Here is a 14166-nt window from a genome sequence, read left to right as displayed (position 1 = left end):
TCGCGGAGGAAGCGGGCCCGGATGGCGCTCATCTTCGGCAGGTCGAACATGGTCGTGCCGAAGTGGCGTGGGTCGAAGCAGTAGACCGGAATGACCTGGTCGTAGTGATCGGCCGCGTAGCGGAGCGGGGCGTGGTCGCGGATGCGGAGGTCGTTCCGAATCCAGACGAGGGCGGTTGAAAGCACGATGCGGACGTGGTGGAATGGTGAATCCTAATTGCTCGGGCGCTGGGGGCAGAGGCCCTCCGGTCGGGCTGTTCGCTACTCCTCCTTCGCCCAGGGAATGTGGTCGCGGTCCTTGTTGCGGCGGCAGCGCTCGCTGCAGTACTTCACGTTTTCCCAGTCGTCCTCCCACTTCTTGCGCCACTCAAACTCGCGATTGCACACGGGACATGTTTTTGTGGGAAGATTCTGGTGACTCATGACACCTGGACGTTTGTGGTCGAAAAACGGCAATTCCAGATACGGCCTGGAGAGGGGGGCGTGCCAGCGGGATTGGGCTTCTTACACGCTCGTCAAGTCCGCTCGACTTCGCACGGTTCTCATGACAAATTGGACGGTGCGAGGTGCTTGAACGAGCCGCGTCAGGAACAGACTCGAAAAAAGGGCCGTAGCCAATCATGTCTTATTAGGCAAGCCAGCAACGCCTTCTGCTGGTCGTCCTTCCGTTTGGGGCCATAGCTCAGTTGGTAGAGCGCTGGAATCGCACTCCAGAGGTCCTGGGTTCGAATCCCAGTGGCTCCACTTTCTTGGCCGATTAGATCCGCGACACGAAACCCCCACTCCTGCCCGATGGCAAGAGTGGGGGTTTGGTATTGGCACGGGAGGGGGCCTACTCCTGTAGGTGATCGGGAATCTCTTCCGGGATGGTCCAGAGATACAACACGTCCCCGGCCACGTTGACCGTGGAGTCGGGCTGCCAGCCGTCCATGTCGAAGCTGTGAGAGACGACGCGCGTGCCCGCGTCCAACTGTTCGAAGAGCATGGGGCGGAGTCTCAGGTTCACCTCCGGGAAGAGGTACATCGTGACGACGGTCGCGTCGCTGAAATCCGCCTCGAAGAGGTCCTGCCGCCGAAACTCCACGAGGTCCTGAACGCCAGCGAGCTTGGCCCGCTTGCGGGCCCGCTGGACGAGGTCGGGTTTAATTTCAATCCCCACCCCGCGGGCGCCATGCTGCTTGGCAGCCGCAATGGGGATCCGTCCATCGCCGCTGCCGAGGTCGTACACCGTGTCGGACTCCGTGACGCCGGCGAGCTCCAGCATGCCCTCGACCGTCTTTTCGGGGCTCACGACGAAGGGTACGTCGGCCTCGGCCGTCGAGTCAATGATCGAGGGAGACGAGGCGGAGGTGGATGTCGGCGTGGCTGCGGTATCTGGCTCGCTGCTTGAGGATGGCTCTTGCTCCTGCGCACAGCCGGAGAGGAGCAGACCGCCCCCCATCAGGCTGAACGCGAGAAGCGGGACGAGAAGGGTGCGGGCGCGGACGGGAGGCATGGCGCGGGCCGGAGGGGAAACGAGACAGGCCGAGGAGGAGACAGGGCGACGAGGTCTGCGCTACGCGCGCCGCGGCTGCACCGGGGCGTCAGGAAGCCACGACCAGTCCGGAAGCTTCGTCCGCACGGTGCGGGCCGTCAGCTCAAGGCTGACGTAGGCGGCTGGGATAAGGACGAGCGTAACGAGCGTCGAGGCCAGGAGCCCGCCGATAACGACGCGGGCGAGGGCGGCCTGAATTTCGGCCCCGGCCCCAATGCCCAGGGCGAGCGGCACCAGGCCGAGCACGGTCGTGAGCGTGGTCATGAGGATCGGGCGCAGGCGCAGCCGGCCCGCCTCCGCCACTGCCGGCAGAAGGTCCATGTCGTGCTCGCGCCGCATGAGGTTGATGTAGTCGACCAGCACAATTGCATTGTTGACCACGATCCCAATCAGCATCACGAGCCCCATCACGCTCTGGATATTCACCGTGGTGTCGGTAAGCACGAGGGTAGGGAGGACGCCGATGAGCACGAGTGGCACACTAAACATGACGACCAGCGGATCGAGGAACCGCTCAAACTGGCCGGCCATCACCATGTAGATGAGGACGAGGGCCATGAGAATAGCAATCAGAAAGTCTGTCTGGGCCCGTTGCTGCTCGCGATACTCGCCCCCGAAGGTGATGGAAAAGCCCTCCGGAAGGTTGAGATCGGCCATCTCGGTGCGCGCGCGCTGCACGACCTCCCCGAGCACTGCGTCGCTGTTGAGGGTGGCCGATATGTACGTAACCCGCTGGCCGTTGATGCGCTGGATCTCGGTCGGGCCCCGTCCGCGGTCGGTGTTGACAAGCGTGGAGAGGGGGACCGATTCGCCGTTGGGAGTCTGGATCGAGACGTTATCGAGGTCCTTCACCGAGAGGCGGTCTTCGGGGCGAAGGCGAACGTTGATGGGAAATTGCTCGCCTCCTGACCGGTAGGACGCCGCGCGGCTCCCGCCTACGTTCGTCTGTACGGCGGCGGCGACCTCCTGGGTCGACAGGCCCAGGGACGAGATCTTGTCGCGGAGAAACCGGATGTTCTGTTCGGGGCGCCCTTCCCGCCGCCCGGTGCGGGCCGTGCCGACGCCGTCGACCCGTTCGAGACGGGCCTCAACGCGCTCGGCGATCGAGCGGGCCTGGTCCAGGTCGTAGCCGCGGAGCTCGACCTGCAGGTCCTGATTTCCGCCGCCGGTGCTGAAGACGCGCCGCAGGATCCAGAGCCCCGACTGAGCGCTCACCCGGATGTCGGCCCCCGGCACGGACCCGAGCACCTCGGATCGGATGCGATCGGCCAGCTCATAGGTGTTGAGGGAGCGCTCACTGGCCGACTTTAGACGAATCTCGACCTCTGCGCCCCAGGGCTGGACTTGCTTGGCGAAGTTGTCCATGTCCTCTTCGGGAAGAAGGGGCTTCACATTCTGTTCCAGCTCGTCGAGATACTCCATGACGACGGCGATGTTGGTCCCCTGCGCCATGTCCAGATCGATGTCAATCTCGTTGGCATCCGTCTGGGGCGCCAGCTCGATCGAGACCATGGGCCACAGCGCCACGGCCCCGGCGAGCAAGACCGCCGTGGTGCCGAACACGAGCCAGCGCCGGCCGAGGAGCGTTTCGATGAGACGAGAGTAGCGGTTCTCCAGCCGAGCGAATGCGCGCTGGAACCACGACTTCGACGCGTCCTGGTCACTCGTCTGCTCGCCGGCGTCGACCGTCAGAAAGCGGCTCGCCATCATGGGCACCAGCGTGAGGGCCACCAGCAGGGAGCACACCAGCGCGAAGACCACCACCAGGGCCAGCGACTGGAAGAGGGCCGCCGTGGTGGTGCGGGCAAACACCAGGGGCAAGAAGATGACCGAGGTGGTAAGCGTGGAGGCGACGATAGCACCTGCCACTTCTCGCGTGCCAATTGAAGCCGCCTCCTTGAGCGAACGCCCATTTTCCTCCCGTTGTCGGATAATGTTCTCCAAGACCACGATCGCATTATCGACGATGAGGCCCACCCCCAGGGCCAGCCCCCCGAACGTCATCTGGTTCAACGTGAGGTCGTTGAAGAACAGCAGAGCGAACGTCGCGATGATCGAAATGGGGATCGACAGCGCAATGATAAACGTCGTCGACCCGTTGCGCAGAAAAAGGTAGAGCACCAAGATGGCCAACAGCGAGCCCCAGATGGCCGAGTTCTGAACGTTGTTGATCGATTTGCGAATAAAGTCGCTCTGGTCACTGACGACCGTGAATTGGACGTCGGAGCGCGCCTTGTTGATACGCTCCACCTCCGTGCGGATGTTGTCTGCAACGGTAACCGTATTGGCCCCGCTTTGCTTTTGAATCTCGAGGCGGACGACCGGAATTCCGTTCAGCTCCGCGACACGACCGAGGTCCTCGTAGCCGTCCACGACCTCGGCCACGTCCTGCACGCGGACCGGGGTTTGGTCGACCGTGGTCACGACGGACCGGCGGATTTCATCGAGCGACTCGTACTCCCCCTGCGTACGCACGTAGAGGTCGTTCAGGCCTTCCTTTACGTTGCCGCCCGGCAGGGCCACATTCGACTGCGCAATGGCCTGCTGCACCTGAGCGGCCGACAGGTCGTAGCCCTTGAGCCGGTCGCGATCGATGTTGACGCGAATCTGGCGATAGATGCCCCCCTGAATGTTGAGGGTCCCCACGCCCGGGATTTGTTCGAACTGCTTCCCCAGGTTGCGCTCCAGCAGGCGCGTGAGCGACTCCATGTCACGGCTCGATTCCACCGCGAGGGTCACGATTTCCTGACTGTTGGGGTCAAACTTCCAGATGCCGGGCGGTTCGGCCTCCACCGGCAGGTCGTCGCGGATGCGGTCGAGGGCGGCCCGTACGTCGTTGGCCGCCGCGTTGAGGTCGGTCCCCTGCGCGAACTCCAGGTTGACCCGGCTCGACCCTTCTGAGGAGCTGGATGTGATTCGCTCGATGTTCGGCACGCTGGAGACGGCGTTTGATACCGGGTCGGTGATGATGCTTTCCACCTCCTCCGGCCCTACGTTCGGGTAGTTGGTGTATACCGTCACGCGGGGATACTCGATCTCCGGCAGCAGGTCCACCGGCAGGTAGTAGAAGCTGACGCTTCCGACCACGATGATGGCCAGAAACGTCATCGCCGTCGCGACCGGGCGTCGGATGGAAACGTCGTAGAGCGACATGGGCGGGAGCGATCAGACGATGGGGAGGGATGAGGGACGAGGGACGACTACCGGCGCTGGGTCGTCGCCATGTGGGGGGCGGTGGTGGACGCGGACGTGTCAGGGCGCGTCCTGGACGATTGGGCCGAGTCGTCCCGGGCCGAGTCGGCCCCAAATCGCTGCTTGGCGAGGCGCTGCTGGCGTTCGAGCACCCGATTCAAGAGGTCCGTGTCCTGCAAGCGCTGCAGGGCCATGAGGCGGGACCAGGGCTGGGGACGGACGCGGGCGTCGACCCGATCGCCGCTGTCGTTGTCGAGCAGATTTTGGCCCACCGTCACGACCCAGTCGCCCGGGTCGATGCCTCGAACCCCGGCGGTCTGTTGGCCTTCCGCAAGGACTTCCACCTCACGAAAGGTGGTGGGGGTCGGAGGGGTGAGCGGGGGCGGGTTGTCTTCGTCGAACTCGTCCGGCACCTCCACGGGGATCTCGGATCCCAGCGTTGGGGCGACGAAGACGCCGCGGGTGTTGGAGGCCGGATCCTCGTACAGGGCGCTGAGAGGAACAATGGTGGCCCGTTCGCTCTCGCCGTAGGCCACATCGACCTCCACGAACATGCCGGGGTTCAGAAGACGATCTGGGTTGGCGACCACGATTTCGGCCTCGGCGCTGTAGGACTCTTCGCTGAGGAAGGGCGACTTGCGGGTGACCGACGCTGTAAGGGTCGTGTCCTCGTCCGGCACGCGGATGCGGGTCGTCTGTCCGGGGCGAATGCGGCCAAACATCCGGTCGGTCACTTCCACGCGCACCTTTACGGAGTCGAGGTCGCCCATCGTGTAGAGGCGGGTGTCGGGGCCCACCCGCTGGCCCACTTCCACGTTGCGTTGCCCAACGTGTCCACTGATCGGGGCACGCACGACGGTGCGGCGGAGGGTCGTCTCCCGTTCTTGGAGGGTAGACGCGGCCTGCTCCACCTGGGCCTGGGCCTGCTCGTAGGAGGCCTCGGCCTGTTCCACCTGGGCCCGCAGCGATTCGAGCTGCTGTTGACTCTCAAAGTCCTGGTCGGCAAGGCGTTCGGTCCGTTTCAGTTGGGACTGAAGCTCGCGGAGGCTGGCCTGGGCGCCCTGGGCCTCGGCCTTGGCGGTTCGGAGGGCCGCTTCCGCCTGTCGAACCTGCTGCTCGTAGGTGACGCGTCGGAGGCGCACGAGCGGCTCGCCCTCCTCCACGTAGTCGCCCGTCTGCGCCTCCACGGCGACCACCGGCTCGCTCAACTCCGAATAAATGGCGACCTGGTTGCGGGCCCGCACTGTCCCGCTCATCCGCTCTTCCAGCGGAAGGGCCCCACTGCGGGCCTGTACGGCCTCCACGGACGGCGGGGAGGCATTTCCCTGCCCGCGCCGCGCCGCGCCGTCCTCGTCGGAGGAGGAACTGCAGCCGCTCAACAGAAGCAGGAACGTAAGACCGACGACAGCCAATCGGGCCATGATGAGTGCAGGGGAGCTGAGAAAGTGAGTAGAAACAGTGCGGGGCGCCACGGATCGTCGGGTACATGCATATGTCGCTCGATGGGAGGCGGCTTCGGAACGATCCCGGAGCGACCAGGCGTGCAATTCTGGCAAGAGCAATCTGCTGCGGAAGGCATGCTATCAGGGCCACCACTGTAAAGTGCCTACCGACACTGAAGGGTAGCAACAATGTTGCGCGTTTCCGCCTGCAAACCAGGGGCTTCTGGACGCATGTGCTGCATAGGCCCCTCCACCGGGCCGTCCAGAGTAGGTTTCTGGACCGGCGATCAGTTGCATGCGTGGAGAGGCCAACGACACCTCGGCGTCGCGGACCGGACGAGTGACCCCTACCCACAGCGACGTGTGGGACAGCAGGCGTACTTTTTTATTGCGAGCCTCGCGTCATGGCTGACACGTACTTCACCCTTGAGGCGCCCGGTCAGGCAGAACACACCGTCGATGGGTCCCGGTTCCTGGCGGAGGCAGTTGCCGTGACCAGCCAGACGGCGGCCGAGGATGCAATCTCCGGCGTCCGTGCCCGAGAGCACGCGGCCACACACCACTGTTTTGCCTATCGGGTGGGCGCGGCCGGCGACACGTTTCGGTACAACGACGATGGGGAGCCGAGTGGAACGGCGGGCCCGCCCATCCTTCGCCGAATCGACGCGCACGATCTCACAAACACGCTCGTCGTCGTGACGCGCTACTTCGGGGGCACAGAGCTGGGGACGGGGGGTTTGGCTCGGGCGTACGGACACGCTGCGGCCGCCGCGCTGGAGCGGGCGGACCTTGTTCAGCGAGTCGTGCGGACGGCGGTCCAAATTCGGTACGCGTACGACGACACTGCCCCCGCGGAGCGCGTGCTCCAACAGTTTGATGCGCTCGTGCACGACAGCGAGTATACAGACGTGACGACCCTCACCGTCGGCGTTCGCGAATCACAGGTCGAGGCGTTTGTCGACGCGTTCCGGAATGCCCTGTCGGATCGTGGCGAGCTGCTCCGCGTGGGCGGCCCCGAGGGGGACACGGAGGGCTGAGACTGAGAGACTGGGTTGATGCTGGGCCGGTTCGCGAGATCGAGAATTGACGGCGCGAAACTCGAAGCCTGAACGAGGCCTGTAGTGGTGTGCCCTGAGCGTGAGAGTGCTACCGGTCGGGGGAAGGGCCGATTTGTGGCCCACTGCGGCCGCGCACATCGCCCCGAGCGGGGCGAGGACCATTCCCGGGGCCCGAGAGACAAATGAACACAGACCCTGAAGGGGAGAAGGCCCTTGCGCCACGCCTTTTCCCATGCCCCTTGCTTTACCTAAACTGCTCCATCGCGGCCACCGCCAACTCGTCGGCCACGATGTTGAGCTCATTGTCGGCGTGGCCCTTGACCCAGATCCAGTCGATCTCGTGCCGTCCCGCTTCGTCGAGAAGCGCCTTCCACAAGCCTTGATTCTTGACGTCATTGTTCGAAGAGGTCTGCCAGTCATTCGCCCGCCAGCTGTCGAGCCACCCTTCGTTGAACGCCTTGGAGAGATACTTGCTATCGGTGTGAAGGGCAACCCGGCTCGGGGCCTCGAGGGCGCGGAGTGCCTCGAGGGCGGCTGTCAGCTCCATTCGATTGTTGGTGGTGTGGGGCTCGCCGCCGGTGAGCCGTTCGGTGGCGTCGGGGTCCTCGTTGGGAATGACGAGGGCGGCCCAGCCGCCCGGCCCGGGATTGCCACTGCAGGCGCCGTCGGTGTAGATGGTGACGTCGTTCATGGAGCCGAGGGGTCAAGAGAAAGACCGTGAACAGACTAAACGTACGCGGTCGGGGCGGACAGGTCCAGGGGCGGGCCGACAAAGCCCGGTGAAAACCTTCGTCGGGGACGGGCGTGGAATTGTGTGCCATCATCTCTATGCAAACCCGCTCGATCGTTCGAGCGCCGAGGCCCGCATGAAGTTTCTCGATCAGGTCGACCTCAAAGTAAGCAGTGGCGACGGGGGGAAGGGCATTGTCGCCTGGCGCCGAGAAAAGTTTGTGCCCAAGGGGGGGCCGTCGGGCGGAGACGGCGGCGATGGGGGCTCGGTGTACGTGGAGGCCGACGAACACCTGTACACGCTGATGGACCTGAGCCACAATACACAGGTCTTTGCGGGGGACGGAGACCCGGGCGGGCGCCGTGAGCAGACGGGTGCCTCCGGAGAGGACAAGGTGATTCGGGTGCCGCCCGGAACCGTGGTCAAGGAACAGACCGGAGAGGTCATCGGGGAGGTCGTGGAATCGGGCCAGCGCATCTGCGTGGCCGAAGGGGGGCAGGGCGGCCGGGGCAATGCCTTTTTCAAGTCGAGCACGAACCAGGCCCCCCGTGAGTCCCAGCCGGGAGAGCCGGGGGAGGAGCGGCATCTGACCTTCGAGCTGAAGCTGATGGCGGACGTGGGCCTCGTGGGCTTCCCCAATGCGGGCAAGAGCACGCTCGTGTCGGCCGTGTCGGCCGCGGAGCCGGAGGTGGCGGACTATCCGTTCACGACGCTCACGCCCCAGCTGGGGATGGTCTACGTGAGCGAGTTCGAAACCTTCGTGATGGCCGATATCCCGGGCATTATCGAGGACGCGCACGAGGGGAAGGGCCTTGGGCTCCAGTTCCTCCGTCACATCGAGCGTACGTCGGTCCTGCTGTTTGTCATTCCCATTACGTCGCAGGACCTGGGCGACGAATACGAGGCGCTCCTCCACGAACTGGAGTCCCACGAGGCCGATCTGCTGAACAAACCCCGCGTCGTGGCGCTGTCGAAGATCGACATCCTGGCCCCCGACGAGCGGGAATTGCTGCCGGACGTCGTGGCCGACGAGTTTCCGGACGACGTGCCCCTGCTCCCGATCAGCGCCGTGGCCGACGTGGGCCTCGATCAGCTCAAGTACACCCTTTTCGACTCTGTCAGCTCTACGCGTTCGGCGGACACGATTGACGCATGAGACTTCCTCTTCCGGACGACAATGAACCGCCGGAGCGGGACCGGGCCGACGAGCGGCGTGCCCTGATCGGTCTCTCTCTGGTGAAGGGGGTGGGGCCCCAGCGTCTCCGGGCCCTCCTGGCCGCGTTCGAGGCCCCAAGCGCAATTTTTCGGGCCTCGCGCTCGACCCTGACCCAGGTGGACGGGGTGGGCGATCAGACGGCCGAGGCCATCCTCACGTTTGACGACCGGGCGGCGGTGCGGCGAGAGATGGACCGGGCTGACGACCTGGGGGCCTCTCTGATCTCGCCGTGGGACGAGCGTTTTCCCAATCGCCTCCGCGAAATCTACGACCCGCCAGCGTTCTTGTGGATGCGGGGCACACTGCCCGAGGGGGCGCGTCCGATGGTGACGGTCGTGGGCACCCGCCGATGCACCGACTATGGGCGGGCTCAGGCCCACCACTTTGGGGCCGAGCTGGCTCGCCGCGGCTTTACGGTGGTGAGCGGGCTGGCCTACGGCATTGACGCCGCCGCGCACAAGGGGGCGCTCGACGCGGGAGGCCGCACGATCGCCGTCCTGGGGTCCGGGGTCGGGCGCATCTATCCACAGAAACACACGGCTCTTGCGGAGCGGATCATCGAAAGCGGGGCGGTTCTGTCCGAGTACGGGCTCGACGCGGATCCCGACGCGCCCCACTTCCCGGAGCGCAATCGCATCGTGAGTGGGCTCGCGCTCGGCACGCTGGTCGTAGAGTCGTACGCGGAGGGCGGGGCGCTCATCACGGCGCGTCTCGCGCTGGAGCAGAACCGAGAGGTCTTTGCCCTGCCGGGCCCCATCACGAAAGACTCCAGCCGCGGGGCCAATCGGCTCATCCAAAAGGGCCACGCCAAGCTCGTCTTGGAGATCGGCGACCTGCTGGAAGAGCTCCCGGAGGTGACGGTGGAGGAGCCTGCAGAGGTGGATGCGGACGCCGTTGCCACGGGCAGGGAGGCCGATCTACACGACCTGTCGGGCGAGGCCGAGCGGCTCTACGAGGCCCTGTCGGACACGCCTGTTCACATCGATGCGCTCTGCGACGAGACGGGCCTCGATCCGTCCACGGCCCTTCCCACGCTGCTCGAACTGGAGTTTAAGGGGCTGGTGCGCCAGTTGGCGGGGAAGCAGTTTCGGCGCTCATAGGCTGCTTCCCCTAAGCCCTCTCGTGGTCGCGGTGCCGATGGGCCCGGAGATCTCTCCTCGCTGGCCGCGAGCCCCACGGCCGCCCGCCGACCGCAGAGCCCAGCGCAAATTCGGCCCCTCGGGAGTGCCGAACGCTGGTGGGACTGATGCGTGAAAGCGTCGGATTTTCTGTAATCGACCTTTGTCTCCATGACGCCCGAAACGCTTCGCAGTCACTACCCCCACACCGAGCACCAGACCTACCTCAACCATGCGGCGGTGAGTCCCATGAGCCAGCCGGTGCGCGAGGCAATCGACGCCTACGTGGCGGAGCGGCACGGGGCCGATCCCAACGCCCCGATTGCCAACTTTGAGTCCTTCTTTCCGGTGATGGAGGAGACGAAAGAGCGACTGGGTAGGGTCCTGGGCACCGACCCGGGTCGGGTCGAGTTTGTCCCCAACACCTCCGCCGGCCTCAACGTGCTCGCTCGTGGGGTCGATTGGAACGAGGGCGACCGGATCGCGGTGCCCGATGGCGCCTTCCCGACAAACGTCTACCCGTTTTTGAACCTGGAGGCGCAGGGCGTCGAGGTCGATTTTGTGCCGACGGACGCGGGGGCGTACACGGTCGAGGACGTGGAAGCCACCCTCCGGCCCGAAACACGGCTCTTGAGCGTCTCCTGGGTGCACTTTCTCTCGGGCTTCCGGGCCGACCTGGAGGCCCTGGGTGCGCTCTGCGACGAGCACGACGTCCTCTTCTGCGTCGACGCGATCCAGGGACTCGGGGCGCTCCAGGTGGACGTGGAGGCGGCGGGCATCGACTTCCTGACCGCGGGGGGCCACAAGTGGTTGATGGCTGCACAGGGCATCGGGGTGTTGTATTGTGACGAAGCGATCCAGGATCACGTTCGTCCGCCCACGGGCTGGCTCCACGGGCCGGTCGACTGGGAGCACCTCGACGACTACGACCTCACGTTCCACGACGATGCGCGCCGGTTCCGGACCGGCACCCTCAACAGCGTTGGGGTTACGGCCCTGCACGCGGCCCTCGGCCTGTATCTGGACGCCGGCCCGGAGTGGTGTGAGGAGCGCGTGCTTGATCTCTCTGCGACCCTCGCGGACGAACTGAGCGACCGCGGGCTTCCCCGCTACGGCACCGACGCCCCGGCCCACACCAGCGGGATCGTGACGGTCGCGCCCGAGGCCCCGGAGGCGCTCTTCGAGCACCTCAAGGTCCACGGCATTACCGGGGCGCTGCGCAACCGGAAGCTGCGGCTCGCGCCGACGTACTACAACACCGACGAGGACCTCCGGACGGTCCTCGATGCGATCGACTCGTTTTTGCGTTGAGGCGGACGTCTGTATCTCGGATTTCTAGCGGGTACGCGATGGGACAGGCCCCCGATTCATTCGATCCGGACCACTACGAGGCCGACGTGCGGCGGGAGGAGAATGTGGTGGAGGTGACCGTTCCGTCTACAGAGACCAGCGGGCCGCGCATCGACAAGTACCTCGTCCGCTTCTACCCCGAGGCGTCTCGCACCAAGATCCAGCGGGCGATCAAGAAAGGGCACCTCAAGGTAAACGGGGCGGACGTCAAAAAGTCATACCCAGTGGAGCCGGGGGACGAGATCGTCTTCCGGCTCATTCGCAAACCGCCAATGCAGGCCGAGCCGGAGGCCATTCCGGTCGACGTCGTGTACGAGGACGACGACCTGCTCGTGGTGAACAAGCCGGCGGGCATGGTCGTGCACCCGGCGCCGGGACACCGGTCGGGGACGCTCGTGCACGCCCTGCTCCACCACGTGGACGGGGGCGAGGTGTCCGCGGACGATGAGCGGACGGAGGTGTCGGAGGAGGACGTGGGCCTCTCGATGGTCAACGCCCTTCCGGAGGCGCCGGACCATCCGGTCGTGCGGCCCGGCATCGTGCACCGGCTTGACAAGGGCACGTCCGGCCTGCTCGTCGTGGCGAAGCGGGACCGTGCCCATCGGCCGCTGGCGGAGCAGTTCAAGGCTCACACAGTGGATCGCCGCTACCGAGCGATTGTGTGGGGGCACTTCTCGCCGCCGAACGGCACAATTGAGGGAGCCATCGGCCGCGATCCACACCATCGACAGCGCATGGCGGTCGTCCCTGACGACGAGGGCAAGTGGGCTCGCACGCACTACGAAACGGTCGAGGCCCACGCCCACACGTCCGTCGCCGAGTTCAAGCTGGAGACGGGGCGCACCCACCAGATCCGCGTACACGCTCGTGCCCAGGGGCACCCGCTGCTTGGCGATCCGAAATACGACGGGCAGCGGATCCGCTACGGGACCCAGGGCGGGGCCCGCGAGGATTTCTTCGCGGACCTCTTCGACATTCTTCCGCATCCCGCCCTCCATGCATATCGCCTCGGCTTCGATCACCCCACCACCGGAGAGCGTCTGCATTTCGACGCCGCCCCGCCGCCCCCGTGGCGCCGCGTGCTGCGTGTGCTCAGGCAGGGGGAGGGAGAAGGGGCAGCAGGCGATTGAGGCGGCCTTCCACGAAACGAGAAACGTTACAGGTTTGCGGTCTTACAGGGCATTTCACGGAGAAACAAAGGACTTCAGCCTCTGATACAGTTGCCGTAAGGTTTTGGCCTTGCTTGCAGCGCCAATCTCTTGAACCAACGCCGGGCGTCCCGGTGGAGGCCCTTCTCTTCCGTACTGATTCGATGCAGGTCGTGCTGAAGGTCCGTTCCACCCCCATTGAACCGGGGAGTGAGCAATGGAGCTATACCGCACGGGGGGCTCGTGCGCAATGAACGGGCATGTTCTCGTGCTGAACCAGGATTACAGCGCGCTCACCGTCTGCAGTGTGGAACGGGCCGTTGTGCTCATGCACCTGCAAAAGGTGCACCTTGTAGAGTCGGCGGACGATCAGTATGTGCGTTCGCCCAGCGTGGAGTTGCCATGGCCGAGCATCGTGCGGCTGAAGCAGTACGCCAACGTCCCTTACAAGCGGGTCATGCTCTCCCGCAAAAATGTGCTCAAGCGGGACCGCAGTACGTGCCAGTACTGCGGTGCGCAGAGCAATCTGACCATCGACCACGTGGTCCCTAAGTCGCGCGGGGGACGCGATACGTGGGAAAACCTCGTGGCGGCCTGCGTCACCTGCAACAACCAGAAGGGGGACTCCACGCCCGAAGAGGCGGACATGGAGCTGGCGCGTCAGCCGTTTCGGCCCAGCTACGTGATGTTTCTCCGCGACTTTGCCGGAGAGATTCAGGACACCTGGAAGCCGTACCTGTTCCTGTCGTAGAGCCGCCCCGGGGATCGTTTTCATCTGCAATCCCCGGTGGGTTCCAACCGACAACGGCCCCCAGTCGTAAGACCGACCGTACTGTTCCCATCCCTTTTGCAAGGTTGGATACGCCCATGATCCGCTGGATTGCCCGCATTGCCTGGTTGGCTCCGCTTCTGTTAGCTGTTCTCTCGTTGCACCAAGGCAAGGTGGCGTACGACCTGCACAGCACCAAGACGGAGGGCACGACGGCAACGGCGGAGGTGCAGGAGGTAGAGGTCTCGAATCGAACGCAGGTGACGTACGACTATGTCAGCCTCCGCGTCCCGATGCCCGACGGCTCCGTCCTGATGCGGGAGCGGCTCTCGCTTCCCCACGGCATCGTGCCGGCGCTGGAGGGGCGAGAGACGCTGGAGGTCCGCGTGGCGTCGGGCGGGAGCCGGTCCATCGTTGTGACGGAAGCCATCAACTCGACCCCGGTCGTGGACACCCAACTTCGGATCGCCGGCATCAATGGACTCATGAGTCTCGGGGCCGCGCTGTTCTTTGGCATCATCATCTGGTTTTGGAACCGGAGCCTGCGTCGGGACGGTGACCCGGCCGAGCGGGGCGTCTCCGAGCCCGATCCCGACCATCCGGCCCGACA

At 65.0% G+C, this 14166-nt stretch carries 13 protein-coding genes and 1 tRNA gene; 8 read left to right on the top strand and 6 right to left on the bottom strand.

Annotated elements, in window-relative coordinates; translation table 11 throughout:
• The coding region (locus tag V5A20_RS09765; protein WP_332327231.1) for a deoxyribodipyrimidine photo-lyase at positions 1-185 on the bottom strand (185 nt) is incomplete at its 3' end.
• Positions 186-260: 75 nt separating this feature from the next.
• Positions 261-422, bottom strand: coding sequence for a DUF2256 domain-containing protein (locus tag V5A20_RS09760; protein ID WP_081580681.1), 162 nt, complete (start codon positions 420-422; stop codon positions 261-263).
• Positions 423-670: 248 nt separating this feature from the next.
• On the opposite strand from V5A20_RS09760, the gene V5A20_RS09755 reads away from it, so the two are divergent.
• A tRNA-Ala gene (locus tag V5A20_RS09755) sits at positions 671-743 on the top strand.
• Positions 744-831: 88 nt separating this feature from the next.
• Here V5A20_RS09755 and V5A20_RS09750 read toward each other — a convergent pair.
• Genes V5A20_RS09750 through V5A20_RS09740 form a run of 3 tightly spaced genes read right to left on the bottom strand, consistent with a single transcriptional unit; the run spans position 832 to position 6146 of the window.
• On the bottom strand, positions 832-1494 hold the full coding sequence (locus V5A20_RS09750; protein ID WP_332327230.1) for an SAM-dependent methyltransferase: 663 nt from the start codon (positions 1492-1494) through the stop codon (positions 832-834).
• A 60-nt stretch (positions 1495-1554) separates the two neighbouring features.
• Positions 1555-4686, bottom strand: a complete 3132-nt coding sequence (locus V5A20_RS09745; protein ID WP_332314714.1) for an efflux RND transporter permease subunit — start codon at positions 4684-4686, stop codon at positions 1555-1557.
• Between the two features lie 47 nt (positions 4687-4733).
• A complete protein-coding gene (locus V5A20_RS09740; RefSeq protein ID WP_332314713.1) occupies positions 4734-6146 on the bottom strand; it encodes an efflux RND transporter periplasmic adaptor subunit in 1413 nt (470 codons plus the stop codon).
• A gap of 425 nt (positions 6147-6571) precedes the next feature.
• Between V5A20_RS09740 and V5A20_RS09735 the strand changes: the two genes are divergently transcribed.
• On the top strand, positions 6572-7204 hold the full coding sequence (locus V5A20_RS09735) for an IMPACT family protein (RefSeq protein WP_332314712.1): 633 nt from the start codon (positions 6572-6574) through the stop codon (positions 7202-7204).
• A 265-nt stretch (positions 7205-7469) separates the two neighbouring features.
• Here V5A20_RS09735 and rnhA read toward each other — a convergent pair whose 3' ends face one another.
• Complete coding sequence (rnhA, locus tag V5A20_RS09730; protein ID WP_332314711.1) at positions 7470-7916, bottom strand: ribonuclease HI; 447 nt, start codon at positions 7914-7916, stop codon at positions 7470-7472.
• Between the two features lie 175 nt (positions 7917-8091).
• Between rnhA and obgE the strand changes: the two genes are divergently transcribed.
• The 6 genes from obgE to V5A20_RS09700 all read left to right on the top strand — a co-directional run.
• Positions 8092-9111: a GTPase ObgE gene (obgE, locus tag V5A20_RS09725; RefSeq protein WP_332314710.1), complete on the top strand. Its 1020-nt coding sequence runs from the start codon at positions 8092-8094 to the stop codon at positions 9109-9111.
• Complete coding sequence (gene dprA / locus V5A20_RS09720) at positions 9108-10271, top strand: DNA-processing protein DprA (protein ID WP_332314709.1); 1164 nt, start codon at positions 9108-9110, stop codon at positions 10269-10271. The genes obgE and dprA overlap by 4 nt, the downstream gene beginning before the upstream one ends.
• 189 nt (positions 10272-10460) lie before the next feature.
• Positions 10461-11600 (top strand): aminotransferase class V-fold PLP-dependent enzyme, encoded by a 1140-nt coding sequence (locus V5A20_RS09715; RefSeq protein ID WP_332314708.1) that lies wholly within the window; start codon positions 10461-10463, stop codon positions 11598-11600.
• Between the two features lie 38 nt (positions 11601-11638).
• The gene (locus tag V5A20_RS09710) at positions 11639-12769 is read left to right on the top strand and encodes an RluA family pseudouridine synthase (protein WP_332314707.1); all 1131 of its coding nucleotides are present in this window, start codon (positions 11639-11641) and stop codon (positions 12767-12769) included.
• A 268-nt stretch (positions 12770-13037) separates the two neighbouring features.
• Positions 13038-13538: an HNH endonuclease gene (locus tag V5A20_RS09705; protein WP_442978377.1), complete on the top strand. Its 501-nt coding sequence runs from the start codon at positions 13038-13040 to the stop codon at positions 13536-13538.
• 116 nt (positions 13539-13654) lie between these two features.
• Positions 13655-14166 (top strand): hypothetical protein (locus V5A20_RS09700; RefSeq protein ID WP_332327229.1); only part of this gene is annotated, 512 nt, incomplete at its 3' end.

Origin of the sequence: Salinibacter sp. (assembly GCF_036626415.1) — a bacterium.
Lineage (GTDB): Bacteria > Bacteroidota > Rhodothermia > Rhodothermales > Salinibacteraceae > Salinibacter.
Note: the sequence above shows the minus strand (reverse complement) of the source record. Positions and strands in the feature narration are given on the sequence as shown.